Source organism: Herbaspirillum rubrisubalbicans, assembly GCF_003719195.1.
GTDB lineage: Bacteria > Pseudomonadota > Gammaproteobacteria > Burkholderiales > Burkholderiaceae_D > Herbaspirillum > Herbaspirillum rubrisubalbicans.
In genome coordinates this window covers 4,807,661-4,831,466 of the sequence record NZ_CP024996.1, presented here as the reverse complement: position 1 = coordinate 4,831,466, position 23,806 = coordinate 4,807,661, and the positions used below count along the sequence as shown (strand labels likewise).

Genomic DNA, 23,806 nt, shown 5'->3' with positions numbered 1-23,806 from the left:
GGCCGCCATGAATGCTTTCACATCGCATCGCGCCGCGCTGCCGGTGCTGTTTTTCGCCATCGTGCTGGCTTTGCCGCTACTGGGGTTGCCGCCATTCTGGGTGACTCTGCTGTCCTACGTCGGCCTGTACGCCATCGTCGCCCTGGGTCTGGTGCTGCTGACCGGCGTGGCCGGCCTGATCTCCTTCGGCCAGGCTGCCTTCGTCGGCATCGGCGCCTACACCACGGCCTACCTCACTACGCAGTTTGGACTTTCGCCCTGGATCGGCCTGCTGGCCGGCATTGCGCTGACCGCCTTGTCGGCCTTCCTGATCGGTGCGCTGACCATGCGCATCTCCGGCCACTACCTGCCGTTGTCCACCATTGCCTGGGGGCTGTCGCTGTACTACCTGTTCGGCAATCTGGAGATGCTGGGCAAGCATGACGGCATCAACGGTATTCCCGCCATCGCCATCGGCAGTGTCGAGTTCGGCAATGGCCCCTCGATGTACCTGCTGATCTGGGTGGTGGTGATCCTGGCGCTGGTATCGGTGCTCAATTTCCTCGACTCGCGCGCCGGTCGTGCCGTGCGTGCGCTTCGCTTCGGCACCGTGATGCCGGAGGCGATGGGAGTGGACACGGCGCGGCTGAAGATCGTCATCTTCGTCTATGCGGCGGTGCTGGCGGGGATTTCGGGCTGGTTGTATGCGCACCTGCAACAGGCGGTCAATCCCACGCCCTTCGGTCTGAAGTACGGCATCGATTACCTGCTGATGGTGGTGGTGGGCGGCGCCGGCTACGTGTGGGGCGCGCTGCTGGGAGCGGGTTTGCTGGCGGTGTTGAGCAACTTCCTGCAGGAGTGGTTGCCCGGTGTGCTGGGAACCGGCGGCAACTTCGAGGCCATCGTCTTTGGCATTGCCCTGGTGATCTTCCTGCAGTTCGCCAATGAAGGTCTATGGCCGCGCCTGCAAGCGCGCTTCGGACGGCGCCTGGCGCCGCGCCTGCCGGCCGATGCAGCGGCCTTGGCGCAGCTCCCCAAGCCCACGCGCGGCGAAGTGATCCTGGACGTGCAGGCTGCCCGCAAGCAGTTCGGCGGATTGGTGGCGGTCAACGATGTGAGCTTCTCGGTCAAGGCGGGCGAGATCGTCGGTCTGATCGGCCCCAATGGCGCCGGCAAGTCGACCACCTTCAACCTGGTGACCGGGGTGCTGTCGATCACCAGCGGCAAGCTCGATTATCGCGGGCAATCGCTGGCGGGCTTGTCCTCGCGCGACATCGCCAGCCGTGGCATTGCCCGCACCTTCCAGCATGTGCGACTGGTGCCGGGCATGAGTGTGCTGGAAAACGCCGCCATGGGCGCTTTCCGGCGCGGTGAATTCGCGCCCCAGCGCGGCATCCTGGCCAGCCTGGTGCGGGGCAATCGACGGGAAGAAGCGCGCATCTTGAGCGAAGCGCGGCGCCAACTGGAACGCGTCGGCCTGGGCGAGCTGATGCACCGGCCTGCCGGCAGCCTGGCGCTGGGCCAGCAGCGCATCCTGGAAATCGCCCGCGCGCTGTGCTGCGACCCGGCCCTGCTATTGCTGGATGAACCGGCCGCCGGCCTGCGCCTGAAAGAAAAACAAGCCCTGGCGGCCTTGCTGGACAAGCTGCGCGGCGAAGGCATGGCGGTGCTGCTGGTGGAGCACGACATGGACTTCGTGATGCAATTGACCGACCACATCGTGGTCATGGAATTCGGCAGCAAGATTGCCGAGGGCACGCCGGCCCAGATCCAGGTCCACCCGGCCGTGCTGGAAGCCTACCTGGGAGGAGCCCAATGATGACCGCTGCCACCGTGATGAACCCCGCCCCCAGCCAGGCCGAAGTGCGCGCCACTACTGCCCCGGTGCTGCTGCAAGTGACGGGTCTGTCGGCCCGCTACGGCAAGGTCGCTGCGCTCACCGATGCGGCGCTGTCGCTGCGTGCCGGCCAGATCGTCACCGTCATCGGCCCCAATGGCGCGGGCAAGTCCACCCTGCTCAATGCCATGATGGGCGCCATGCCGGCCGGAGCGGAGGCCAGTGGCCGTATCCTGTTTCAGGGTGAGGATGTGAGCCAGATGGAAGTGGAAGAGCGCGTGGCCCGCGGGCTGTCGCTGGTACCGGAAAAGCGCGAATTATTTACCAGCATGACGGTGGAAGACAATCTGCTGCTGGGCGCCTACAAGCGGCGGCGCAATGGGGAATCGGGTTACCTGGACCAGCAGGATTTCGTCTATACGCTCTTTCCGCGTCTGAAGGAACGCCGCAAGCAGGCGGCCGGCACGCTCTCCGGCGGCGAGCGCCAGATGCTGGCGGTGGGCCGCGCGCTCATGGCCAAGCCGCAGGTGCTGATGCTCGATGAACCCAGCCTGGGACTGGCGCCGTTGATCACCAAGGAAATTCTGTCCATCATCAGCCAGTTGCGCAGCACCGGCGTGGCCACCTTGCTGGTGGAACAGAATGCGCGGGCCGCCTTGCAGGTGGCCGATCATGGCTATGTGCTGGAGATGGGCGAGATGGTCTGCGAGGGACCGGCCGGGGTGTTGGCGGCGGATCGCAAGATCGTGGAGAGTTATCTGGGGGTGGCGCGCGAGACGGCGAGCCTGGTTCCGCGCAGCGTGAGTTCTAATTGATCCTGCTGCCCGTGGCATGTTAAACAACGCGCATCCTGCGGTGATTCGGGGCTGTTCACCGCAGAGATGCCTTGTATTTTCGACGTTGAGGACAGATTCCTTTTTGGGTGTTGCTTCAAAGGGGGAGGATAGTTAGGGCCTGTTCCCAGGTGATGGCCTCGCGTCCGAGGAATTCGCCGTGCGGTCCCAGGTTCAGCCAGTAGGGGGCGATGTCGCCGGGCATCAGGATCACGCCGAATTTTTCTGTGCCGGGGCGGTGGAAGCGGCCATAGCAGGGGCTGGGCTGGCCTGTTTTCAATCTGATTTTCTTTTTGGGAGTGCTTCCTGCAAGCAGGTCTGCGGGATCAAGCGGGAAAACGGGCGGCCACGCGTCACTTTGATCAAAGCGTCGAATCCACAGATCGGAGGTGCAATAATTGAAGCGCAGCTCGCCCCAATTGGATGCGCTGCCCATGGAATTGTAGGCACCGTCGCGCAAGGGGCGCAGCGCTGCATTGACTCTGGCATAGGCCTCCGATATCGCCTCTTCCACTGGTCCGATTTCCGGCGTCTCTCCTGCGCGCATTACCAGAGAATTTCCGTGACGAATGGATGTGATGCCAAGCTGGTGACAATGATTCGTATAGGCATCGATCCCGCCGCAACGCTCGGCCAGAACGTCACCGATGATCGTGATCCAGTCAACGCTCTTCGGGCCATAGGGCGCACGCATGAAGTCGCCGGCACCGGGAATGTAGAGCGTGCGGTAGCGGGTCGCCAGATCAAAAGCTTCCGGCTCGTAGGGAATAGTTTGCTCGGGCAGGACGGCGGCCAGTCCCACTCGGCCATGGAAGGGATTGAGCGTTTCGATCGCGCGCAAGAGCAAGCTGTCAAGCGTCTTGCGATGATGGGGATCGAAAGCGTGACTGCGTGGCAGCTGGAAGTAAAGTTCTGATATGCGGCCCTTGTGCCAGCCTCGTTCGGTCAGGCAGAAGATCGCATATTCCGTGGACTGCTCGCGATGCTCCCCGGAAGAAAGGTACCACTCGATGCAGTCATCTTCATCGAGTTTGGCGGCGTAGTCGCGTAGCTTGGGAAACTTTTTGCCGGCAAGTTTTCTGGTCTGCCAGCTCTCGGGATCGCAACCCCACTTCAATTCGCTCCCGTAGGCTTCTTCGTACGCCTCGAATAATTCAATGATTGCTTGGCGTTTCTCCGGTGTATGGCCGCCCCAGAAATAAAGAGAGGCGGTCAGCCCGACGCTTGTGATGATCCGGTCATCGTCCACATATTAAAAATCCGGAAGCAGGGCTTCGATTTTCTCCAAACCATGTTTCATCAGTGTTTATCCTTGTCGTCTTTTTGATTCGCATTGGCCGTTCTTGTCCCGGCTACCAGTACGACCAACGCCGCAGCGGCAGCACCTGCAGCCTCAAGAGGAAGGGCTGCAATGGCGATGGCGCCCACCAGAATCGTGCCGCCGACCACTGCGGCACCTTTGAGATAGTCGGCAAGCGGCATACCTTCGTCTTGTGATGCGATTGGACCGTAGCGCGGCTTGACCGGCTGTGGGGCTGGTATGGGAGCAGGGAGAGGTGGCGTCCGGCTATACCAGTGATCTTTTGCCTTGCGTTCCTGTTCCATTGGTGTGGTGACCGGGGCACGGATGGGGTCTTGCACAGGCGCAGATGTATCGCGTTGACAATCGCACTCTGCGATCGTGAGCAAGCGAAACTTATCCGGATCCCCTGCGATCGTTTGATAGTCGCTCATTTGTTCTTTGCCCAGTTTGTCGCCTTCAAACTTGATCTCCACCACCTGCTCAATATTTGCCTGCACCGGCATCAGCCGCTTCCAATCAATCTTCCCTGAGGCCCGCATGGCGGCCAGCTCTTCGCCCGTAGTCGCAAGAATGATGCAGTCAGGAATCCGCAACAGGCCCTTCTGCGGCTTGCCATCCAGCTGCCATTTGAGCAGTCCATCGGCCATGGCTCTTCCTAGCGGAAACCGACTGGGACGATTGGGTTGTTCCCGACTCATCAGCGGCGCAGGCGGATGGCTTGCCATGCTGTATCCGACTTCGGCCTTGTAGCGCCAGACCAGTTGGTTGCGCTCTTCGTCATTCCAGATGCTGGCGGTGGTGCAGCGCTGCTTCAAGGCCCGCCCGAGGCTATCCTTGAGTTTGGTCCCCTGATTGCACATGCACATCACCGCGCACAGGTAACTACGATCCATGGGATTGTCGAGCGACAACACGCGGCCTCTGGGCCCTTGGTGCGTACCTGATCGGCCAATTGGGCGGGACGATGGCGAGATACCTTCTCCCATCAGAGATCCTCGCAACGCCGATCCGGCACATGGTAGGGATCATCACCGCCCATCGGTTTGGGACGCGCGATCACTTGCAGAGGCAGGGGTGAATCAGTCCAGACCACAGCGGTGCGGCCTTGGGCATCGGTCTCGCCTTCCACCGTCCGGCCATCGCCTGTCTTGATCAGGTAGGGAACGCCTGCGAGCAATTCGCCGGTGGTGTTGTTGCTCAGGACAAAGTGCTCCTGAAAGCGCGGTGCTTGGCGCGGCGCGGTCTGTTCCGGCGGCTCGTTCGTGATGCTGTCTTCGTCTGGCGAGCCCCAGCCAGCGTGATTGTTGTGCCGTGAGTAGAGGATTGCGCCGCAGTCGGTGACGTCCTGGTCATAGACCACCGGCTGGCCGTGATCCATGATTGTCGGAAAGCGGCTGCTGTTGATGGTCGCCACGCGTTTGCAGCGCGGACAGATCACCTTGTCGCCGATGCGGGCGATGGGCTGGCCGTCCACTGTCCAGGTCGGATCGCCCGACATCACTACCCCGCCGTGTGACGTGCGGTCGCCCATCACGATGAAACCGATGATTGCCATGCCTAGCTCCTGATCGCTGTCAAAGCGGTCGAGACTATCAATCTCTTTTTGGCGGGATAAGTTGCCTCTACGGGCAAATCAGGTCAATCGGCGCTAACGCTTGGCGATCCTCGAAAATCTTTGGTGGCCGGTGTCGCACGGTGACCGACTGCAGGTCGTTGAGCCATCAAAAAAGGGCACCCATGGGTGCCCTCGTGTTGCGTTGGAATGAAATCAATCTGCCGTCTGCCAGGTCTTGCCCGCGCGCCCCCGCTGCTGCAACAAGGCATACACCCCCATCGACACCACAAAGGTCAACGGCGCCGACAGCGACTGCCAGAAGCCCGCCATCTCCATCAGCACGAAGCCCAGCAATACGCCGCAGAACCACGCCCCCAGCCCCACGCGGTTGATGCCCGGCGCGCCATCGGCCACCACGCCGTGGTCGCTGGCAGTGAGGATATGCGCCAGCGCCACGCCCACCCAGGCCACCACGAACACGCCCTGGTAGGCCAGCGCCTTGAGCAGGTAAGAAAACACGTCAGCCAGCATCAGCCCATACACCACCGCGCCCACCACCACCGCCCATACCAGCCGTGAGGCGCGCAGCCCCAGCAGGTTGCCGAAGAAGGCTTGCATGTTCACCGTGGCCAGGTAGTAGTTGGCCGTGTTGATGCGGGTCTGCGTAACCCATACGAAGAGCAGGCCCCAGACGCCCATCAGCTTCAGGATCGCCATCACCACCGACACTTCCGAGAGCGCGCCCTCCTGCGGGATGCTGCTGGCCAGGTAGATGCCGGCGGCGCCATTGAGCAGAATGGTGACCAGGTAGAAGGGCATCCCGAAATTGAAGCGGCCATGGTAGGTCGCATCTTCGGGCTTGCCGAAGCGGGCATAGTCGAAGGTGAACATCATCAGCACCCACACCCCCATGTAATAGGTGAAGCAGCTCCACCAGCCATCGGCAGGCGGCACCGCCGGGCCGAAGTCGAGCCACTGCGGCTGATAGCCATACTGGCTCACCGCCAGCACCAGCGCCATCAATAGCCCCAGCAGGTAGAACGGCAGCAGCACGCCGTTGAACTTGTCCAGCCAGTGCTGCACGCTGCCAAACACCAGCGGCACGCTATAGAGCACCACGATGAGCGCGGCCACCGGATAGAGCAGCGAGGGATACAGATGATGCAGGGCCACGGCGATCACTGAGCCCTCGAATACAGCGTAATAGATCGCCGTGGAAAAGAAGATCAGCGTGGCCAGCGAAGCGCCCAGCCGGCCGAACAGGACGCGCGAGAACAGCGCCACCGACAGCCCGGTGCGCATGGCGTAGCGGCTGATGCAGGCATTGATGAGCCCGTAGCTGATGACTGACAGCACCATGCCGATCAAGGCATTGCGCGCGCCATAGGTGAGCGCCAGCGAAGCCCCCACCACGATGTAGAAGATCGCGCTGCAGACGGCCCACCAGGCCATCGTCAGCGAGAGCTTGCCCATGCGGGCGCTGGCGGGAATGCTTTGGGTGGAGAGGTCGATTTCCTTGTTCTGCGTTTGTGATAAGCCGGCCATATCAGTTCTCCAGGAGAGATGAAAGAGTGGTAACGATGAGGCTGAGAGGAAAGCAAGCTGCAGGCAAGCCGCTCCCCCCACCAGGCGGGTGGGCCTGGTGTTGGGGGGAGAGCGGGATACGCCTAGAGGTGGTGCAACAGACTGCCCAGGCGCTGCAAGCGCTGCTGGTAATGGCGTCGGGCCTCCAGCGCCTGTTCCAGCGTGACGCGTTCGAACTGCGCCTGGTGATTGGGTTGCAGTTGTCCGATCAGGTCGAGGTCGGCGCTGATGACGGTGCCGATGGTGGCGTAGCCGCCGCCGGAGACCGCATCGCGCAGCAGCACGATGGGTTCCAGGCCGCCCGGGATCTGGATCGAGCCGATGGGATAGCAGGCATCGACGATGTTGGAGGGATCCGAGCCGGCGCCGAAGGGTTGCTCGCGCGGCCTGAATTGCATGGGCTGGCCGCCCTTGAAGCGGTAGCCGATGCGGTCGGCTTCGGAACCGACGGTCCAGGTGTCGGCGAAGAAGCGCTCCACGGCGTCATCGGTGAGGCGATGTATATACAGGCCGGGCACCACGCGCAGCGTCGTCTGGCGCGCATACACCGGCACCAGCGACAAGGGCAGGGCGCGACCTTCCAGTGCCTGCGCGCTGGGACGGCCCAGCGGGATTTCATCGTCCTTGGCCAGCTTGCGTCCCTGCCATCCACCCAATGCCCCCAGGCCATAAGTGGAGCGGCTTTCCAGCACCACCGGCACATCGATGCCGCCGCCGATGGCGATATAGCTGCGCGCACCGGACTTGGGGTAATCGAAGCTCAACACCTGCCCGCTGCGCACCTTGAAGGCGGTATCCAGCGGCTGTTCCAGTCCATCCACGCGCGGCTGCATCCGGGCGCCGGTGACCGCGACCAGGGCGTCGCGCTGGAACTGCAGTTGCGGGCCCAGGAGCGTGCATTCCAGTGCCGAGGTGGTGGCGGCATTGCCCACCAGCAGGTTGGCGGCGCGCAGGGCATATTGGTCCAGTGCGCCCGAGGGCGGAATGCCGAGGTGGTAATAACCTTCGCGCCCGCCATCCTGCACCGAGGTGGCCAGGCCGGGCTGTTTGACCTTAATCGTCATGGAGGGCCTCCTTGAGGGCTTGGATGCAGGCCTTGGGGTCGGCCTGGAAGGCGTCGAGGTCGAAGCTGGCGGGGCGGATGCGCAAGTCGAAGCGCCCCGCTTCTACCGCCGCGATGGCGGCATCGTAGTCGGTGCGGGTGATCGGTTTGAATTGCACGATGTCGCCGGCGCGGAAGAACACCATCGATTCCTGCAGGTAGGGCAGGGCCTGTTGCGGGTCATAGATGGGTGCGGGCGTGACCCCGAACATCTGGTAACCACCGGCCCCGCGCACCGAGTAGATGCAGCCGAAGCAGCCGCCGTGACCCAGCGTCAGCTTGGGCGTGTCGGTGCGCGGACGCAGGTACTTGGGCACCTGCAATTGCTGGTGTTGCTCCACCATCTGGAACATGAAGGGCAAGCCGGCCACGAAGCCCACCATGGAGACGAACCAGGGGCTGCCGCTGTGGGCTGCGATGAAGGCGGCGACATCGGCATGACCATTGATGCGCGCCGCGTATTGCAGGTCGGTCGAGCTCGGGTCCTGGTGACGGTCCCGAAAACGCGCCTGGGTTTCATTGGTCCAGGGATCATCGTAGAGCACCGGGATTTCGATGATGCGGGTCTGGATGCGACGCTCGGCGGTGGTGCTGGCTTCGAGTGCCTTGACCTGTTCCAGCAGCTCCAGCGGATGGATCAGGTCGGGGTTGAAGCGGATCTGGAACGAGGCATTGGCCAGGCAGACATCCAGCACGCCCGGCAGCGCCAACTGCTCGACGGCGCGAGTGATGGCCATGGCGCGGAAGAAGGCCTCCAGCGACATCGCCTCCGACACCTCGGCAAAGAGGTGTTCATCGCCGGCGATGCTGTAACGGATGGCGGGGTTTGCGGTAGCTAAGCGGGTGGACATCTCATGCCTCCTCTAGTTGCGCGCTACGCTGGGCGGCGCGTTCGGCCAGCCAGCTTTCCAGCGCACCGGTATCGAAGCGGGCGTGGCGCACGCGTTCATCGGCCAGCAGCCACTGGTGCAGCGGCAGCGTGGTCGCCATGCCGGTCAACTGCGTGGCGGCCAGCGCGGCCTGGGCGCGGGCGATGGCTTGCACGCGGTCGGCGCCGTGCACCACCAGCTTGGCCAGCAGCGAATCGTAATAGGGCGGCACGCGGTAACCGGGGTACAGGTGGCTTTCCACACGGATGCCTGGACCTTGCGGCCAGCGCAGTTCGGCCACGGTGCCAGGGCAGGGGAAGAAGTTGCGTGCCGGGTCTTCGGCATTGATGCGCATCTCCAGCGCCGCGCCTTCCATCTGGATCTCGGATTGCTGCCATGGCAGCGGCTCGCCGCCGGCAATGCGCAACATGGCTTGCACCAGGTCGATGCCGGTGATCATCTCGGTGACCGGATGTTCGACCTGGATGCGGGTATTCATCTCGATGAAGAAGAACTCGCCGCTGTGGGCATCGAACAGGTATTCCAGCGTACCCGCACCGCGATAGCGCAAGCCCTCGGCCAAGCGCACCGCGCTGTCGCACAGGGCGCTGCGCTGGGCCGGAGTCAGCGCCGGCGAAGGGGCTTCCTCGAAGACCTTCTGGCGGCGACGTTGCAGCGAGCATTCGCGCTCGAACAGGTGCACGGCGCGCTGGCCATCACCCAGGATCTGCACTTCGATATGACGCGCCTGGCCGATGAAGCGCTCCAGGTAGACCGCACCGGACCCGAAGGCGGCCTTGGCTTCGCCTTGCGCCACCGGAAATTCACGTGCCAGCTCGGCCGCATCGTGGGCGATGCGGATGCCGCGCCCACCGCCCCCGGCCGAGGCCTTGATCAGCAGGGGATAGCCGATCTGTTCGGCGCAAGCCAGGGCCGATGGTAGATCCTCCAGTTCCCCCGGCGAGCCCGGCACCACCGGCACCCCCGCTGCGGCAGCGGTGCGCCGCGCCTCGGCCTTGTCGCCCATGCGGCGGATGGTCTCGGCTTGCGGCCCCACGAAGATCAAGCCGGCCGCCGTCACCGCCTCGGCAAAGTCCGCATTCTCGGACAGGAAACCATAACCCGGATGGATGGCATTGGCGCCGCTGGCCTTCGCGGCGTGCAGCAGCGCCTCGCCATTCAGATAGCTGCGGTCGGCGCGGGCCGGGCCGATGATCTGGACTTCATCGGCCATGCGCGCGGCCAGGGAATCCTGATCGGCCTCGCTGCAGGCGGCCACCGTCGGGATGCCCAGCGCTTGCGCGGCGCGGATGATGCGCACCGCGATCTCGCCGCGATTGGCCACCAGCAGCTTGTGGATGGAAGAATTCATCACCTGCTCCTCAGGCGGCACTGTCGATGGAGGCGACCAGTTGGCCCGGTTCGACCGGATCGCCGTTCTCGATATGGAAGCCGATCAGCTTGCCGCCTTGCTCGGCCTGCAATTCCGTAAATTGTTTCATCACTTCGATCAGGCCAATGACCGCACCGGCCTGGACCTCATCGCCGATCTCGGCATAGGGCGGCGCCTCCGGGCTGGACCGGCGATAGAAGGTGCCGGGCAAAGGTGAGTGCACTTCGTGGACTGCCATGACTTTTCTCCTTTGTGATGATGCGTGATGATGCGTGACGATGTACTGACTTAGCGCGGTGCGGCCACTGCGATATCGGCCGCCTCCAGGCTGGCGCGCGTGGCCTGGACCAGGGCCAGCGCCCCGGGGGTGTCGCTGTGGATGCAGACCGAGTCGAAGCGGATCGGAATATCCTGCCCGTCGACGGTGCGCACCACGCCCTCGCGGCAGGCCCGCAATACCTTGGCGGCCACCTGGTCGGGGTCGAGTGCGCCCACGCGGCGGGTGAAGACGATCGAGCCGCTGTGGTCGTAATCGCGATCGGCATAGAACTCGCAGACCACCGCCTGCCCCAGTTCCTGCGCCACGCGCCAGATGGCCGAGCCGTTCATGCAGAACAGAAGCAAGTTCGAGTCCAGCTGGCGCAGGGTCTGCACGAACACCCGCGCCGCCTCTTCGTCGCGGGCCAGGTGCATGTAGAGCGCACCATGGGGCTTGATGTGTTGCAGGTTCATGCCGTTGAGGCGGGCGAACTCGCGCAGCGCGCCCAACTGGTAGAGCATGTCGTTGACCAGTTCGGTGGCGGGGGCATTGAGATGGCGGCGACCGAAGCCGACCAGATCCCGGAAACCCGGATGCGCACCGATGGCCACGCCGTGGCGCCGAGCCTGTTCCACCGTGCGCCGCATGATGTTGGGATCGCCCGCATGAAAACCCGTGGCGATATTGGCTGAACTGATCAGGGGCATGATGGCTTCATCGACGCCATCGCCGATGGTCCAGGGACCGAAGCCTTCGCCCATGTCCGAATTCAGATCGATTTTTCTCATCTCGTGCTCTCCTGCGCTGCCGGAATCAGCGCGTGAAAATGAGTATAGAAATCGAGGCTGGTATTGGATAGATGTATTATCAGAGGGCTTGATATCGAAAAATCCGATAGCTTATGAAGGGCGTCACAACATGGCCATTACCCTCCGGCAGATCCGCTATTTCGTTGCCACAGCGGAAGTGGGACAGATTTCGCAGGCCGCGATCCATCTGCATATTTCGCAATCCTCGGTCACCAGCGCCATCCAGGAGCTGGAGGCGCTGCTGGGCGCACCGCTGTTCATCCGCTCGCCGCAGGGGATGATCCTGACCGATAGCGGCCGGCATTTTCTCAATCACGCGTATTCGATTCTGCGCAGCGTAGACGACGCGATGAAGAGTCCGCTGCCCGACAACACCGCCAGCGGCAGCTTGCGGGTGGCGGCCAGTTATACGGTGCTGGGATATTTTTTGCCGCACCATTTGCAGCGCTTGTCGCAGTCCTATCCGGGCATCAAGCTGCATGTCCACGAAAAGGAGCGCGCCGAGATCGAGCAGAGCCTGGTGGAGGGCGATATCGATATGGCGGTGGTGCTCACATCCAACCTGCGCCATCGTGACATTGCCTATGAGACCTTGTTCGGTTCGGTGCGGCGGCTATGGCTACCAGCGCGCCATCGGCTGGGCGAGCGCTCGGTGGTGAATCTTTCCGAGGTGGTCAATGAACCCTTCATCCTGCTGACGGTGGATGAGGCCGACAAGACGGCATTGCGCTACTGGAACCAGAGCGGACGCAAGCCCAACATCCTCATGCGCACCAGTTCCATCGAGGCGGTGCGCAGCATGGTGGCCAATGGGTCAGGGGTGGCGATCCTGTCGGACCTGGTGTATCGGCCCTGGTCGCTGGAGGGGTTGCGGATTGAGACGGTGCTGCTGATGGATCATGTGCCGGCCATGAATGTGGGGCTGGCCTGGCGCAAGGGGGTGAAGTTTACGCCGGCGATGGAGGCGGTGCGGGAGTATTTCAGGCAGTCGTTTTTGACGCCGCAGTTGAGTAGTGGAAGGAGGTGAAATCTGTAAGCCACAAACGTAGTTACATAGGTACGATGCTTCAGCCTGGATGTTGATCTGCGATGTTGACTTGCCACTCTTTGCATAGTTTGCGGAACGAACGACTATTGTCGAAAGCTTGTTGCAGATCGAAGTGCGCCGTGAATGCTGGTTGATCAAGCACTTCGCTGTAGGTGCCACTTTCCATATTTCGACGTAGCCAGCCTTTGGCATCTCTGGGTGTTTCGGCATCGATGCATTTTTCATCTGGACAACGGAATCCTCGTTGTCCGTCAAGTGACCGAGCCGACGCAATGAACCAGGCCTCGTATTCGCGATTGGCTAACACCACCGACACGCGCCGATGGGGTACATGTTTCATGGCGCGTAGATATACCTGCTGCGACAGGTTTGCTGGGCAGTCGTCATCAGCATCCAAGACCACTAAAATCCAACCTCCATCGCCGCACTTGGCGGCAGCTAGTAGCAGTTGTTTTCGGAATTCGTCGTCACGATTGAGGAAGCGGTCTCTATGCACTCGAATGGGCGGCAGTATTCGCGCATAGTCTGTACCAGGGCGCCATTCATTTAGGCGCCTCAAAAGCACTGGTAAAGCGGCCACTTCACCATCCCCTTCGACAATGCTGGCTACAGAAATCATAACGAGTCGATCTCGCTGAAAAGGTCTCCAGCGCTGCCTTTATCTTGATGTTCAATGCTGGCTCGGTCCGGTGCAAGTTGATTCATGCGCAGCAGTTCACCAGCCGAGAAGAGATGGTCCCGCATCACTTGTCGCGAGGCATCGTCAAGCGGTGCAACTTTCGTCTCTCCTGCTTCAGATACCACTGCCAGTACAGCGTCGGCGTCGATGTTCCTATCGTCAAGCAGATCCGGGCTATGGCTTGTCACCAGCACTTGTGTGTTTTTTGAGGCACGTACTAGTGCCTCGCGTAACGCACCACTTGCTGCTGGATGTAACGCTGTTTCAGGTTCTTCGATGCCGATTAAAGTTGGGGAATAATCTACGTTGCTTTGTAGTAATGCCGTAAGCACACCCAATGCGCGTAGTGTGCCGTCGGACATATTTTGTGCAAGGAAGCGCCACGGATGTTTGGAGCCAGCCATTTCCTGGCGAAACTCAAGTGTTTCCATCGGACCGATGGACTCTCGCTCGACGCCATGAACCATGGGTGCCACTGAGTGAAGATATTCCTGAATCAGCGTGATCTGGTCAGGTGCGACCTTTTCCAGATGTCCAATTACGCTAACGATATTTTCTCCGGCTGGCCGCAGCAGACGACCGTCCTGCGGTTTCTGTAATTCACGCATCAGCTTTGGATTTAGGTTGTAGAAACCCATCGCTGTTAGCGCATCGAATACAGGGCGGAAAGCTGTCAGGCCGGATGCCGCAACTAATGCCAACCTGTCTGCTGTGACTGACGGAAAAGTGGGCTCGCTGCTATCACGCAACTTTCCTTTTTGTATGCGAAAGAAAGGCCCTTTGCCAATACCGGATACAACGCACTCTTCTTTTTGGACTTCGTAGGCTCCGTTTTTCAATGCACCGATGACGAAGCCATAGTGCCCTCGTTGACCACCAAGCAAAACGAATTCAATCCGGATCGCAAAATGGGTAGGATGGCCACCACTGCGGCGCCGTACCTCATTTATACCGCCTCGTTCATTGAGCGCACTGTCCAGTGAGTTGAAAAGCGCATCGCGCACGAAATGGAGCGCATCCATGAAATTGCTTTTGCCCGCGCCATTATGTCCGACGAGATAAGTCAGCGGGTTTAAACGCACATCACAATAGCCGATGCTCTTATAGTTTCGGAGAGCCACGCGGTCAATGAAAGGGGCCTGTGTCATGCTTTTCTCTTTTCCTCAGACTTGGTAAGCCTTCATGACTTCAGTGGAGATGGCGTAATACGAAAAGCTGGCATCTTGAGATAGTCTGCGATCGGTATTCTGGCGTAGCCGTCCTTGAATGCTGCAGCGCATTGATGGGAGCGCGAAGATCGGAAATTGAAGAACTGCTCAAGAATTGCCTGTGCTAGATCACCTTAATAATCGCAGCCAGGTAAGCAATTCCGCGCACGGGCGCGGGGGCGCGGAATTCCTACTAGACAAATTTCGTATGATCAGTTTTAGACATTGAACAAGAAATTCATCACATCCCCATCCTTGACCACATACTCCTTGCCTTCCGCGCGCATCTTGCCCGCTTCCTTGGCCCCGGCCTCACCCTTGAAGGCGATGAAGTCTTCAAAGGCAATGGTCTGCGCACGGATGAAGCCGCGTTCGAAGTCGGTGTGGATCACGCCAGCCGCCTGCGGGCCGGTGGCGCCGACCGGAATCGTCCAGGCGCGCACTTCCTTGACGCCTGCGGTGAAGTAGGTTTGCAGGCCCAAGAGCTTGAAGGCGGCGCGGATCAGGCGGTCCAGGCCGGGTTCTTCCATGCCCATGTCGGCCAGGAAGTCAGCCTTGTCGGCGTCGTCCAGGTCGGCGATCTCGGCTTCGATGGCCGCGCAGATGGCCACGATGGGGGCGTTCTGTTCCTGAGCATAGGCGGTCAACTGGTCCAGCAGCGGGTTGTTGGTGAAGCCGCTATCGGACACGTTGGCCACGTACATGGCCGGCTTGGCGGTGATCAGGCACAGCGGCTTGATCAGCAGCATTTCTTCGGCATCCAGGCCCAGGGCGCGTACCGGCTTGGCTTCGTCCAGCGCCGGCATGATGCGTTCCAGCAGGGCCACCAGCTTGGCGGCATCCTTGTCGCCGGAGCGGGCCTTCTTCTGTTCGCGGTGGATGGCTTTCTCGACCGTGCCCATGTCGGCCAGGGCCAGTTCGGTCTGGATCACGGCGATGTCGTCCAGCGGGCTTACGCGGCCGGCGACGTGGATCACGTTGGGGTCTTCGAAGCAGCGCACCACGTTGACGATGGCGTCGGTCTCGCGGATGTGCGAGAGGAATTGGTTGCCCAGGCCTTCACCCTTGGAGGCGCCCGCCACCAGGCCGGCGATGTCGACGAATTCGACTGCGGCCGGCAGGATGCGCTCGGGCTTGACGATTTCGGCCAGCGCCTTCAAGCGCGGATCGGGCACTTCGACGATGCCGACATTGGGCTCGATGGTGCAGAACGGGTAGTTCTCGGCGGCGATGCCAGCCTTGGTCAGCGCGTTGAAAAGAGTGGACTTACCGACGTTGGGCAGACCCACGATGCCGCATTTGAGGCTCATGACAGATTCTTCCGAAAGCAAAACCGTCATTGTAGCAAGCCGCGCGCCCCAACCCACAGCTTTGCGTTGCAGCATCGGCCTTCGGTGCAGGCTGTGGCATTGCGCCATCATTGCTACTATATGAACGATACGTCACGTCTCGCACATTGTCGAAATTGCACTATTTCGTTGCATACATACCACGTAATGGGAATTTACGGTGGGATGCAATATTTTACTGACCCAGCCGTCAACAAGTTGGTTGATGGCAAGAGTTGTCATCTGTCGTGAAGTTGTAGGTAACTTGTTAAGAACGGGGCTTTTCCGCGTTGGCCATTTACACGGTGTATTGCCTTCTTGAAAGCGATTTGTAAAATTTGCTCTACAATGTCGGTTTTCCAAAGCACACAAAGAATCCCTTTGCCTAATATCGTTGAAATCCGCGATCTGCATTTCCGTTATGGCGACCGGCCTATTCTGACCGGTCTGCATATGGACTTCCCGCGCGGCAAGGTGGTGGCGGTCATGGGCGGTTCCGGGTCGGGCAAGACCACCATCCTGCGTCTGATCGGCGGGCAGTTGCAGCCGCAGCAGGGCAGGGTGGAAGTGGATGGCGAAAACGTGCCGTCGCTGGCGACCAAGCAACTGTATCTGCTGCGTCGCAAGATGGGCATGTTGTTCCAGAACGGGGCGCTCTTTACCGATATGACGGTGTTCGACAACGTAGCCTTTCCGCTGCGCGAACATACCGATCTGGATGACACGCTGATCCGCGACCTGGTGCTCATGAAGTTGAACGCCGTGGGCCTGCGCAATGCGGCCGCCTTGAAGCCGGCCGAGATTTCCGGCGGCATGGCACGGCGCGTGGCGTTGGCGCGGGCCATCGCCCTGGATCCGGCGCTGATCATGTATGACGAACCGTTTGCCGGTCTCGATCCGATTTCCATGGGCGTGACCGCCAACCTGATCCGGCGTCTCAATGATGCCCTGGGTTCGACGTCCATCCTGGTCTCGCACGACGTCAATGAATCCTTTGCCATTGCCGACTATGTGTATTTCCTGTCGGCCGGCAAGATCGTGGCACAGGGTACGCCGCAAGAAATGCGTGAATCGACCGACCCCTATGTGAAGCAATTTGTCCATGCCCAGGCCGATGGCCCGGTGCCTTTCCACTATCCCGGCAAGTCGTTGGCCGAGGATCTGGGTCTGGGAGGTGGCGCATGATCGTCAATGCTGTCAGTGCCCTGGGCCGCAGCGTGCGTGAGTTCGTCGTCGGCGTGGGTTTTGCCGCGCGCATGTTCATCAACATGCTGGGTGCTTCACTGGGCTTACTGCGCCGGCCGCGTCTGATTACCGACCAGATCCATTTCATCGGTAACTATTCGCTGGTGATCATTACGGTGTCGGGCCTGTTCGTGGGCTTCGTGCTGGGTTTGCAGGGTTATTACACGCTCAATAAATATGGTTCCGAGCAGGCGCTGGGCTTGCTGGTGGCCTTGTCGCTGACCCGTGAACTGGGGCCGGTGGTGACCGCACTGCTCTTTGCCGGCCGTGCCGGTACTTCGCTGACCGCGGAAATCGGCCTGATGAAGGCCGGCGAGCAATTGTCGGCGATGGAAATGATGGCTGTGAACCCGCTGCAACGCGTGGTGGCGCCCCGTTTCTGGGCGGGCGTGATTTCCATGCCGGTGCTGGCGGCAATCTTCAGTGCCGTGGGTGTCATGGGCGGTTACGTGGTGGGCGTGCTCTTGATCGGTGTCGATGACGGGGCGTTCTGGTCGCAGATGCAGGGCGGGGTGGATGTCTGGAATGACGTCGCCAACGGCGTGTTGAAGAGCGTCGTCTTCGGCGTGGCCGTCACCTTCGTGGCCCTGTTCCAGGGCTATGAAGCGCAACCCACGCCCGAGGGCGTGGCCCGCGCCACCACCCGCACGGTGGTGATCGCTTCGCTGACGGTGCTGGGGCTGGATTTCCTGCTGACTGCATTAATGTTCAGCTAAGTACCGCAAGCAATGGATAAAGCGCCCGTGCAGGGTGCAACGATGTGAATAAAAGGGTTGACTATGCAACGTAAATCACTGGATGCCTGGGTTGGAATCTTCGTGCTGCTGGGTGTGGCGGCACTGGCTTTCCTGGCACTGAAGGTCGGCAACATGAGCTCCATGTCCTTCGGCCAGAAGACCTATGCCCTCAAGGCAAACTTCGACAACATCGGCGGCCTGAAGTCGCGTGCGGCCGTCAAGAGTGCCGGCGTGGTGGTGGGTCGAGTGGATTCGATCCGTTTCGATGACCAGACCTTCCGCGCCGTGGTCACGTTGAACATGGATGAGAGCTACAAATTCCCCAAGGACAGCTCGGCCAAGATCCTGACCTCGGGCCTGTTGGGCGAACAATACATCGGCATCGAGCCGGGGGGCGACACGGCCAATCTGGCCGCAGGCGATACGATTAAGATGACACAATCCGCCATCGTGCTGGAAAACCTGATCGGTCAATTCCTGTACAGCAAGGCGGCAGAGGGAAAGGATGATTCCAAATGAATCAAATGAATAAAAAAGCCATCAACACCGCCTACGCGGGCCGCCTGGGCGCCTTCGCCTTGGCTGCCGCTGCCCTGAGCGGCTGTGCCAGCACCAGCAATAATCCCAACGATCCGCTGGAAGGCTTCAACCGCACCATGTTCAGCTTCAACGACACGGTCGACAAGGTGGCCTTGAAGCCGGCCGCACAAGCCTATGACACCGTGGTGCCGACGCCGGTCCAGCATGGCGTGGGTAATTTCTTTGGCAACATCGGCGATGTCTGGTCGTCCATCAACCAACTGCTGCAGGGGCGTATCGAGCAGGGTGTCTCGACCTTCATGCGCGTGGCCATCAACACCACCTTCGGTCTGGGTGGCGTGCTGGACGTGGCAACCGAAGCGCGCCTGCCGCGTGAGAAGTCCGATTTCGGCCAGACCTTGGGCAAGTGGGGCGTAGGCTCCGGTCCTTACGTGGTGCTGCCGTTCTTTGGACCCTCCACCGTGCGTGATACCGCCGGGATGCCGGTGGACCTGTACGGTGACCTGTGGACCTACAAGCGTCCGGCGCGCTGGCGCAACGTCGGTGCGGTGGTGCGCATCGTTGACCGCCGTGCCCAGTTGCTGGATGCCTCGACCCTGCTGGAAGATGCCGCGCTGGACAAGTACGACTTCGTGCGCGATGCCTACCTGCAACGTCGCCAGAGCCAGATCAATGGCGCCTCCTCCAGTGGCGGTGAACAGAAGGAAGAAACCATCAAGCCCTAAGGGTTGGATGCGCAGGATGTACTGAGTGTTACAAGGCCACGTGGCGCAGCCGCTTGCCGTGGTCTTGAAATCCAGATCAATCGCTCAATCTGTAACATCCGTGCCGATCTGTGACGGCACGGGAACCCCGCTCTCGGGCGGGTTTCGAAGGAGTTGCCGGCCTGCTGCCGCAAGCTGTTGCCTCGCAGGGGGGCACAGTCGTGCGGGGGAGGTGACTGGCTTCTTCTGCTGACTCGAATGGAAAACAACTTATGAAGATGCTCACCAAACTTTTCGCCATCGCGGCCTTTGCGATTCCCGCGCTGTCCTTCTCCGGCGTGGCCGCAGCCCAGGAAGCCCCGGACGCACTGGTCAAGCGCATCAGCTCGGAAGTGCTGGATACCGCCAAGAACGACAAGGACATCCAGGCCGGCGACAACTCCCGCATCATGCAACTGGTGGAACAGAAGATCCTGCCCTACGTGGACTTCGAACGCATGACCCAGCTGGCGGCCGGCCGCTACTGGCGCCAGGCGACGCCGGACCAGCAAAAGCAGCTGATCACCCAGTTCCGCAGCCTGCTGGTGTTCACCTATTCGGGGGCACTGTCGCAGGTGCGTGACCAGAAGATCGTCTTCAAGCCGCTGCGCGCAGCGCCCGGCGACACCGAAGTGGAAGTCAATTCGCAGGTGATCTCCGATCGCGGCGGCGAGCCCATCCAGTTGAGCTATCGCCTGGAAAAGAAGGGCGATGGCTGGAAGCTGTATGACGTCAACGTGCTGGGCGCCTGGCTGGTGGAAGCCTATCGCGGCACCTTCGCCAGCGAGATCAACAAGGGCGGCATCGACGGCCTGATCAAAGCGCTGACCGACAAGAACCAGCAGTTGGCCTCGCGCGGCAACGGCAAGAAGTAATCTGTACCGATCCCTGATCCGAAAGAGCGCACCATGTTCAAGCCCGGCACCTCGCTGACCTTCACCAATGCCAGCGCTGTCCTGCGCGAGGGCCTCTCGGCCATCGCCGCGGGTCAGGCCAGCATCGATGTCAGCGGCGTGAGCGTGGTCGACTCTTCGGCCGTGGCCACGCTGCTGGCCTGGCGTCGCGCCGCAGCCGGTCGTGGCGCCGCACTGGACTTCGGCATCCTGCCGGCCAACCTGCAAAGCCTGGCCGACCTCTACGGCGTGACCGCCCTGCTGCAAGGCGCGGCTGCACCCACCTCCGCCACCGATCGACATCACTGATCCGTCCCCCCCCTTGCGGCCCCCTGACGCTCTGCGGCGGCCCGGAAAATCGAATTCCCCTATAATCGAAGGTTTTTGCAGGCGCATTGGCGACTGGTACAGCGGATTCCCTTCCCTTGGACACGGCGTCTCACCTGCCGGGCAAAACCGAAATACTACGCCATTGTTAATGGCATAACGACAATATGGTCGCGTCGCACAGGCCTCTTCCCACGGAGAGCGATGGCGCGGCCAGGGCGAGGCGTGCAGCCAATTCCGTATGGGATGGGCTGCTCCTCATTTCTTTCTTGCAAGTAACGTATTGAACGGGCGAGGCCATGGCCGCTCTCCAAATCACTGACATCAAGAAGCGTTACCAGTCGCTGCAGGCCCTGGGCGGCGTGTCGCTGGCGGTCGAAGAAGGTGAATTCTTCGGCTTGCTCGGCCCCAACGGCGCTGGCAAGACCACGCTCATTTCCATCATCGCCGGCCTGAACCGGGCTGATTCCGGCTCGGTCACCCTCCATGGCCACGACGTGGTCAGCGACTACCGTGCCGCCCGCATGAAGCTGGGTGTGGTGCCGCAGGAACTGGTGTTCGATCCCTTCTTCACGGTGCGCGAGACCTTGCGGATGCAGTCCGGCTACTTTGGCCTGAGCAACAACGACAAGTGGATCGATGAGGTCATGGAAAACCTGGACCTCACCAACAAGGCTGATACCAACATGCGCGCGCTCTCCGGTGGCATGAAGCGGCGCGTGCTGGTGGCCCAGGCGCTGGTGCACAAGCCGCCCGTGATCGTGCTGGATGAGCCCACTGCCGGGGTCGACGTGGAATTGCGCCAGACCCTGTGGCACTTCATCGGGCGCCTGAATCGCGAGGGCCATACCATCGTGTTGACCACGCACTACCTGGAAGAAGCCCAGGCCCTGTGCAATCGCATCGCCATGTTGAAGTTCGGCAAGGTGGTGGCGCTGGACTCTACCGAAGGGCTGATCCGCCGCATCTCCGGTTCGCAGATGGTGTTGCGCTTGAAGCGCGGTAGCCTGCCCGATGGCTTGAAGGCGCTGGTCATGCGTCCTGAAGAGCTGTTGGCGGGCAATAAATTCACGCTGCGCGTGACGGACTACAAGGAATTCGAACCGATCCTGGCCACGCTGCGGACCTCGGGCGTGGAGATCGACGACCTGCAATTGCAGCAGGCTGACCTGGAAGATGTCTTCATCCAGATCATGGGAGATGAAAAATGATCGGTTTCCGTACCTTGTTCTACAAGGAAATCCTGCGTTTCTGGAAGGTCGCTACCCAGACCATCACTGCCCCGGTGGTCACGGCGCTGCTGTACCTGCTGATCTTCGGCCACGTGCTGCAGGATCGCGTGCAGGTCTATCCGGGCGTGAACTACACTGGCTTCCTGGTGCCGGGACTGGTGATGATGAGCGTGTTGCAGAATGCCTTCGCCAATAGCTCTTCTTCGCTGATCCAGTCCAAGATCACCGGCAACCTGGTGTTCGTGCTGTTGACGCCGCTGTCGCACTGGGAAATGTTCGGCGGCTATGTGCTGGCGGCCGTGGTGCGCGGGCTGGTGGTAGGCGCGGGGGTGTTCGTGGTGACCGTCTGGTTCGGCCACATCGATTTCGTGGCGCCGCTGTGGATTCTGGTCTTCGCGCTCTTGGGCGCGGGCATCCTGGGCAGCTTGGGCTTGATCGCCGGCATCTGGGCCGAGAAATTCGACCAGTTGGCGGCGTTTCAGAATTTCCTGATCGTCCCGCTGACCTTCCTGGCCGGCGTGTTCTATTCGATACACTCGCTGCCTCCGTTCTGGCAGGCGGTATCGCATTTCAACCCGTTTTTTTATATGATCGATGGCTTTCGCTACGGCTTCTTCGGCCAGTCCGACATTGCTCCCATGACCAGCCTCGGTATCGTCGTCGTGTTCTTCTTGGCGCTCTCTACCCTGGCCGTCCATATGCTCAAGAGCGGCTACAAGCTGCGCGCAGGTTCCCATTGAATCCCCGGGACCACCTGCCCCGCCATCTCCCCCTATTCCCGTGAAGAGCCTCAACATGCTACCCACACCCGAACTCGTCAAAAGCTATATCGCCGCCGGCCTCGATTGCCAGCACCTGGAAGTGGAAGGCGACGGCCAGCACTTCACCGCCGTCATCGTTGCCGAGGCCTTCGCCGGCAAGCGCCTGATCCAGCGCCACCAATTGGTCTATGCCGCGCTGGGCGACCGGATGCGCGAGGAAATCCACGCGCTGTCGATGAAGACCCTGACCCCCGAAGAATTCCAGAAATAAGGCAATACGATGGACAAGCTCCTGATCCGTGGCGGCCAGCGCCTCTCCGGTGACCTCACCATTTCTGGTGCCAAGAACGCCGCCCTGCCCATCCTGTGCGCAGGCCTGCTCACCGATGGCGACCTGGTGCTCTCCAATGTGCCGCACCTGCAGGACGTGGTCACCATTACCAAGCTGATGAGCCAGATGGGCCTGCGCGTGCGCGAGAACGGCGAGCAGCTGGTCCTGAACGGCAACGACATCACCCGCCCGGAAGCGCCCTATGAGCTGGTCAAGACCATGCGCGCCTCGATCCTGGTGCTGGGCCCCTTGCTGGCGCGCTTCGGCCAGGCCAAGGTATCGTTGCCGGGTGGTTGTGCCATTGGTTCACGTCCGGTGGACCAGCACATCAAGGGACTGCAGGCGATGGGCGCAGAAATTCATATCGAGGCCGGTTACATCCATGCCAGGGCCAAGCGCTTGAAGGGCGCGCGCATCGTCACCGATATGATCACCGTCACCGGTACCGAAAACCTGCTGATGGCCGCTGCCTTGGCCGAAGGCGAAACCGTGCTGGAAAATGCCGCACGCGAGCCGGAAGTGGGCGACCTGGCCAACCTGCTGGTAAAGATGGGCGCGAAGATCGAAGGCATCGGCACCGACCGCCTGGTGATCCAGGGCGTGGACAAGCTGCACGGCGCCGAACATGAAGTCATCGCCGACCGTATCGAGACCGGCACCTTCCTGTGCGCGGTGGCGGCCACCGGGGGCGACGTGACCCTGCACCGCACCCGCGCCGGCTTGCTCGATGCCGCGCTGGACAAGCTGCGCGAAGCCGGCGCCATCCTCACTTCGGGTGAGGACTGGATCCGCATCCAGATGGCGCGTCGTCCCAAGGCGGTGAGCTTCCGTACCACTGAATATCCGGGCTTCCCCACCGATATGCAGGCGCAGTTCATGGCCTTGAACTGTCTGGCCGAAGGCACCAGCCACGTCACCGAGACCATCTTCGAGAACCGCTTCATGCACGTGCAGGAATTGAATCGCCTGGGCGCGGCCATTGATGTGGAAGGCAATACCGCCATCGTCACCGGCGTGGAAAAATTCCTCGGTGCACCCGTGATGGCGACCGACCTGCGCGCTTCGGCTTCGCTGGTCATCGCCGGCTTGGCCGCGCAAGGCGAGACGGTGGTGGAGCGCATCTACCACCTTGACCGTGGCTACGACCGCATGGAAGCCAAGCTCTCGGCCATCGGTGCCGATATCGAACGCATCAAGTAAGTTTTCCGGAT

At 61.2% G+C, this 23,806-nt stretch carries 25 protein-coding genes; 13 read left to right on the top strand and 12 right to left on the bottom strand.

Features of this window, described 5'->3' with window-relative positions; genetic code table 11:
* Nucleotides 1-7: 7 nt before the first annotated feature.
* On the top strand, nucleotides 8-1,798 hold the full coding sequence (locus RC54_RS21495; protein WP_058896855.1) for a branched-chain amino acid ABC transporter ATP-binding protein/permease: 1,791 nt from the start codon (nucleotides 8-10) through the stop codon (nucleotides 1,796-1,798).
* Nucleotides 1,798-2,631: an ABC transporter ATP-binding protein gene (locus RC54_RS21490; protein WP_082803154.1), complete on the top strand. Its 834-nt coding sequence runs from the start codon at nucleotides 1,798-1,800 to the stop codon at nucleotides 2,629-2,631. Before RC54_RS21495 ends, RC54_RS21490 begins: the two co-directional genes overlap by 1 nt.
* Before the next feature lie 115 nt (nucleotides 2,632-2,746).
* Here RC54_RS21490 and RC54_RS21485 read toward each other — a convergent pair whose 3' ends face one another.
* The 9 genes from RC54_RS21485 to RC54_RS21445 form a co-directional block, all read right to left on the bottom strand.
* Nucleotides 2,747-3,898 carry a type VI immunity family protein gene (locus RC54_RS21485; protein ID WP_061789927.1) on the bottom strand — a complete coding sequence of 384 codons (1,152 nt, stop codon included), beginning with the start codon at nucleotides 3,896-3,898 and terminating at the stop codon, nucleotides 2,747-2,749.
* A 50-nt stretch (nucleotides 3,899-3,948) separates the two neighbouring features.
* Nucleotides 3,949-4,866 carry a VRR-NUC domain-containing protein gene (locus RC54_RS21480; RefSeq protein ID WP_156481314.1) on the bottom strand — a complete coding sequence of 306 codons (918 nt, stop codon included), beginning with the start codon at nucleotides 4,864-4,866 and terminating at the stop codon, nucleotides 3,949-3,951.
* Between the two features lie 71 nt (nucleotides 4,867-4,937).
* A complete protein-coding gene (locus tag RC54_RS21475; RefSeq protein WP_058896852.1) occupies nucleotides 4,938-5,507 on the bottom strand; it encodes a PAAR domain-containing protein in 570 nt (189 codons plus the stop codon).
* A 213-nt stretch (nucleotides 5,508-5,720) separates the two neighbouring features.
* Nucleotides 5,721-7,052, bottom strand: a complete 1,332-nt coding sequence (locus tag RC54_RS21470) for a purine-cytosine permease family protein (protein ID WP_061789925.1) — start codon at nucleotides 7,050-7,052, stop codon at nucleotides 5,721-5,723.
* A gap of 122 nt (nucleotides 7,053-7,174) precedes the next feature.
* The gene (locus tag RC54_RS21465) at nucleotides 7,175-8,155 is read right to left on the bottom strand and encodes a 5-oxoprolinase subunit C family protein (RefSeq protein ID WP_061789924.1); all 981 of its coding nucleotides are present in this window, start codon (nucleotides 8,153-8,155) and stop codon (nucleotides 7,175-7,177) included.
* Complete coding sequence (locus tag RC54_RS21460; protein WP_061789923.1) at nucleotides 8,145-9,044, bottom strand: 5-oxoprolinase subunit B family protein; 900 nt, start codon at nucleotides 9,042-9,044, stop codon at nucleotides 8,145-8,147. The genes RC54_RS21465 and RC54_RS21460 overlap by 11 nt, the downstream gene beginning before the upstream one ends.
* 1 nt (nucleotide 9,045) lies before the next feature.
* Nucleotides 9,046-10,434 carry an acetyl-CoA carboxylase biotin carboxylase subunit gene (locus tag RC54_RS21455; RefSeq protein ID WP_061789922.1) on the bottom strand — a complete coding sequence of 463 codons (1,389 nt, stop codon included), beginning with the start codon at nucleotides 10,432-10,434 and terminating at the stop codon, nucleotides 9,046-9,048.
* A 10-nt stretch (nucleotides 10,435-10,444) separates the two neighbouring features.
* Nucleotides 10,445-10,693, bottom strand: a complete 249-nt coding sequence (locus tag RC54_RS21450) for an acetyl-CoA carboxylase (RefSeq protein WP_017453755.1) — start codon at nucleotides 10,691-10,693, stop codon at nucleotides 10,445-10,447.
* Between the two features lie 50 nt (nucleotides 10,694-10,743).
* Nucleotides 10,744-11,502, bottom strand: a complete 759-nt coding sequence (locus RC54_RS21445; RefSeq protein ID WP_061789921.1) for a 5-oxoprolinase subunit PxpA — start codon at nucleotides 11,500-11,502, stop codon at nucleotides 10,744-10,746.
* 130 nt (nucleotides 11,503-11,632) lie between these two features.
* Between RC54_RS21445 and RC54_RS21440 the strand changes: the two genes are divergently transcribed.
* On the top strand, nucleotides 11,633-12,550 hold the full coding sequence (locus tag RC54_RS21440; RefSeq protein WP_058896846.1) for a LysR family transcriptional regulator: 918 nt from the start codon (nucleotides 11,633-11,635) through the stop codon (nucleotides 12,548-12,550).
* A gap of 40 nt (nucleotides 12,551-12,590) precedes the next feature.
* Here RC54_RS21440 and RC54_RS21435 read toward each other — a convergent pair whose 3' ends face one another.
* The 3 genes from RC54_RS21435 to ychF all read right to left on the bottom strand — a co-directional run bounded on the left by RC54_RS21435 (nucleotide 12,591) and on the right by ychF (nucleotide 15,768).
* Complete coding sequence (locus RC54_RS21435) at nucleotides 12,591-13,190, bottom strand: DUF4276 family protein (RefSeq protein WP_082803153.1); 600 nt, start codon at nucleotides 13,188-13,190, stop codon at nucleotides 12,591-12,593.
* Complete coding sequence (locus tag RC54_RS21430) at nucleotides 13,187-14,398, bottom strand: AAA family ATPase (protein WP_061789920.1); 1,212 nt, start codon at nucleotides 14,396-14,398, stop codon at nucleotides 13,187-13,189. Before RC54_RS21430 ends, RC54_RS21435 begins: the two co-directional genes overlap by 4 nt.
* A gap of 278 nt (nucleotides 14,399-14,676) precedes the next feature.
* Nucleotides 14,677-15,768 (bottom strand): redox-regulated ATPase YchF, encoded by a 1,092-nt coding sequence (ychF, locus tag RC54_RS21425; RefSeq protein WP_017453759.1) that lies wholly within the window; start codon nucleotides 15,766-15,768, stop codon nucleotides 14,677-14,679.
* A 399-nt stretch (nucleotides 15,769-16,167) separates the two neighbouring features.
* On the opposite strand from ychF, the gene RC54_RS21420 reads away from it, so the two are divergent.
* From RC54_RS21420 to murA, 10 genes are all read left to right on the top strand, one after another.
* A complete protein-coding gene (locus RC54_RS21420; protein ID WP_026052193.1) occupies nucleotides 16,168-16,971 on the top strand; it encodes an ABC transporter ATP-binding protein in 804 nt (267 codons plus the stop codon).
* The gene (gene mlaE / locus RC54_RS21415; protein ID WP_061789919.1) at nucleotides 16,968-17,747 is read left to right on the top strand and encodes a lipid asymmetry maintenance ABC transporter permease subunit MlaE; all 780 of its coding nucleotides are present in this window, start codon (nucleotides 16,968-16,970) and stop codon (nucleotides 17,745-17,747) included. The genes RC54_RS21420 and mlaE overlap by 4 nt, the downstream gene beginning before the upstream one ends.
* Nucleotides 17,748-17,810: 63 nt before the next feature.
* A complete protein-coding gene (mlaD, locus tag RC54_RS21410) occupies nucleotides 17,811-18,287 on the top strand; it encodes an outer membrane lipid asymmetry maintenance protein MlaD (protein ID WP_017453762.1) in 477 nt (158 codons plus the stop codon).
* Nucleotides 18,288-18,292: 5 nt separating this feature from the next.
* Complete coding sequence (locus RC54_RS21405) at nucleotides 18,293-19,033, top strand: MlaA family lipoprotein (RefSeq protein WP_058896842.1); 741 nt, start codon at nucleotides 18,293-18,295, stop codon at nucleotides 19,031-19,033.
* Between the two features lie 251 nt (nucleotides 19,034-19,284).
* The gene (locus RC54_RS21400; protein ID WP_058896841.1) at nucleotides 19,285-19,926 is read left to right on the top strand and encodes an MlaC/ttg2D family ABC transporter substrate-binding protein; all 642 of its coding nucleotides are present in this window, start codon (nucleotides 19,285-19,287) and stop codon (nucleotides 19,924-19,926) included.
* 33 nt (nucleotides 19,927-19,959) lie between these two features.
* The gene (locus RC54_RS21395; RefSeq protein WP_058896840.1) at nucleotides 19,960-20,253 is read left to right on the top strand and encodes an STAS domain-containing protein; all 294 of its coding nucleotides are present in this window, start codon (nucleotides 19,960-19,962) and stop codon (nucleotides 20,251-20,253) included.
* 317 nt (nucleotides 20,254-20,570) lie between these two features.
* Nucleotides 20,571-21,482 (top strand): ABC transporter ATP-binding protein, encoded by a 912-nt coding sequence (locus tag RC54_RS21390; protein WP_061789918.1) that lies wholly within the window; start codon nucleotides 20,571-20,573, stop codon nucleotides 21,480-21,482.
* Entirely contained in the window at nucleotides 21,479-22,243 is a 765-nt protein-coding gene (locus RC54_RS21385) for an ABC transporter permease (RefSeq protein WP_058896838.1), read from the top strand. The genes RC54_RS21390 and RC54_RS21385 overlap by 4 nt, the downstream gene beginning before the upstream one ends.
* Nucleotides 22,244-22,298: 55 nt before the next feature.
* Nucleotides 22,299-22,535 (top strand): BolA family protein, encoded by a 237-nt coding sequence (locus RC54_RS21380; RefSeq protein WP_017453768.1) that lies wholly within the window; start codon nucleotides 22,299-22,301, stop codon nucleotides 22,533-22,535.
* 9 nt (nucleotides 22,536-22,544) lie between these two features.
* Nucleotides 22,545-23,795, top strand: coding sequence for a UDP-N-acetylglucosamine 1-carboxyvinyltransferase (murA, locus tag RC54_RS21375; protein WP_061789917.1), 1,251 nt, complete (start codon nucleotides 22,545-22,547; stop codon nucleotides 23,793-23,795).
* Nucleotides 23,796-23,806: the final 11 nt, after the last annotated feature.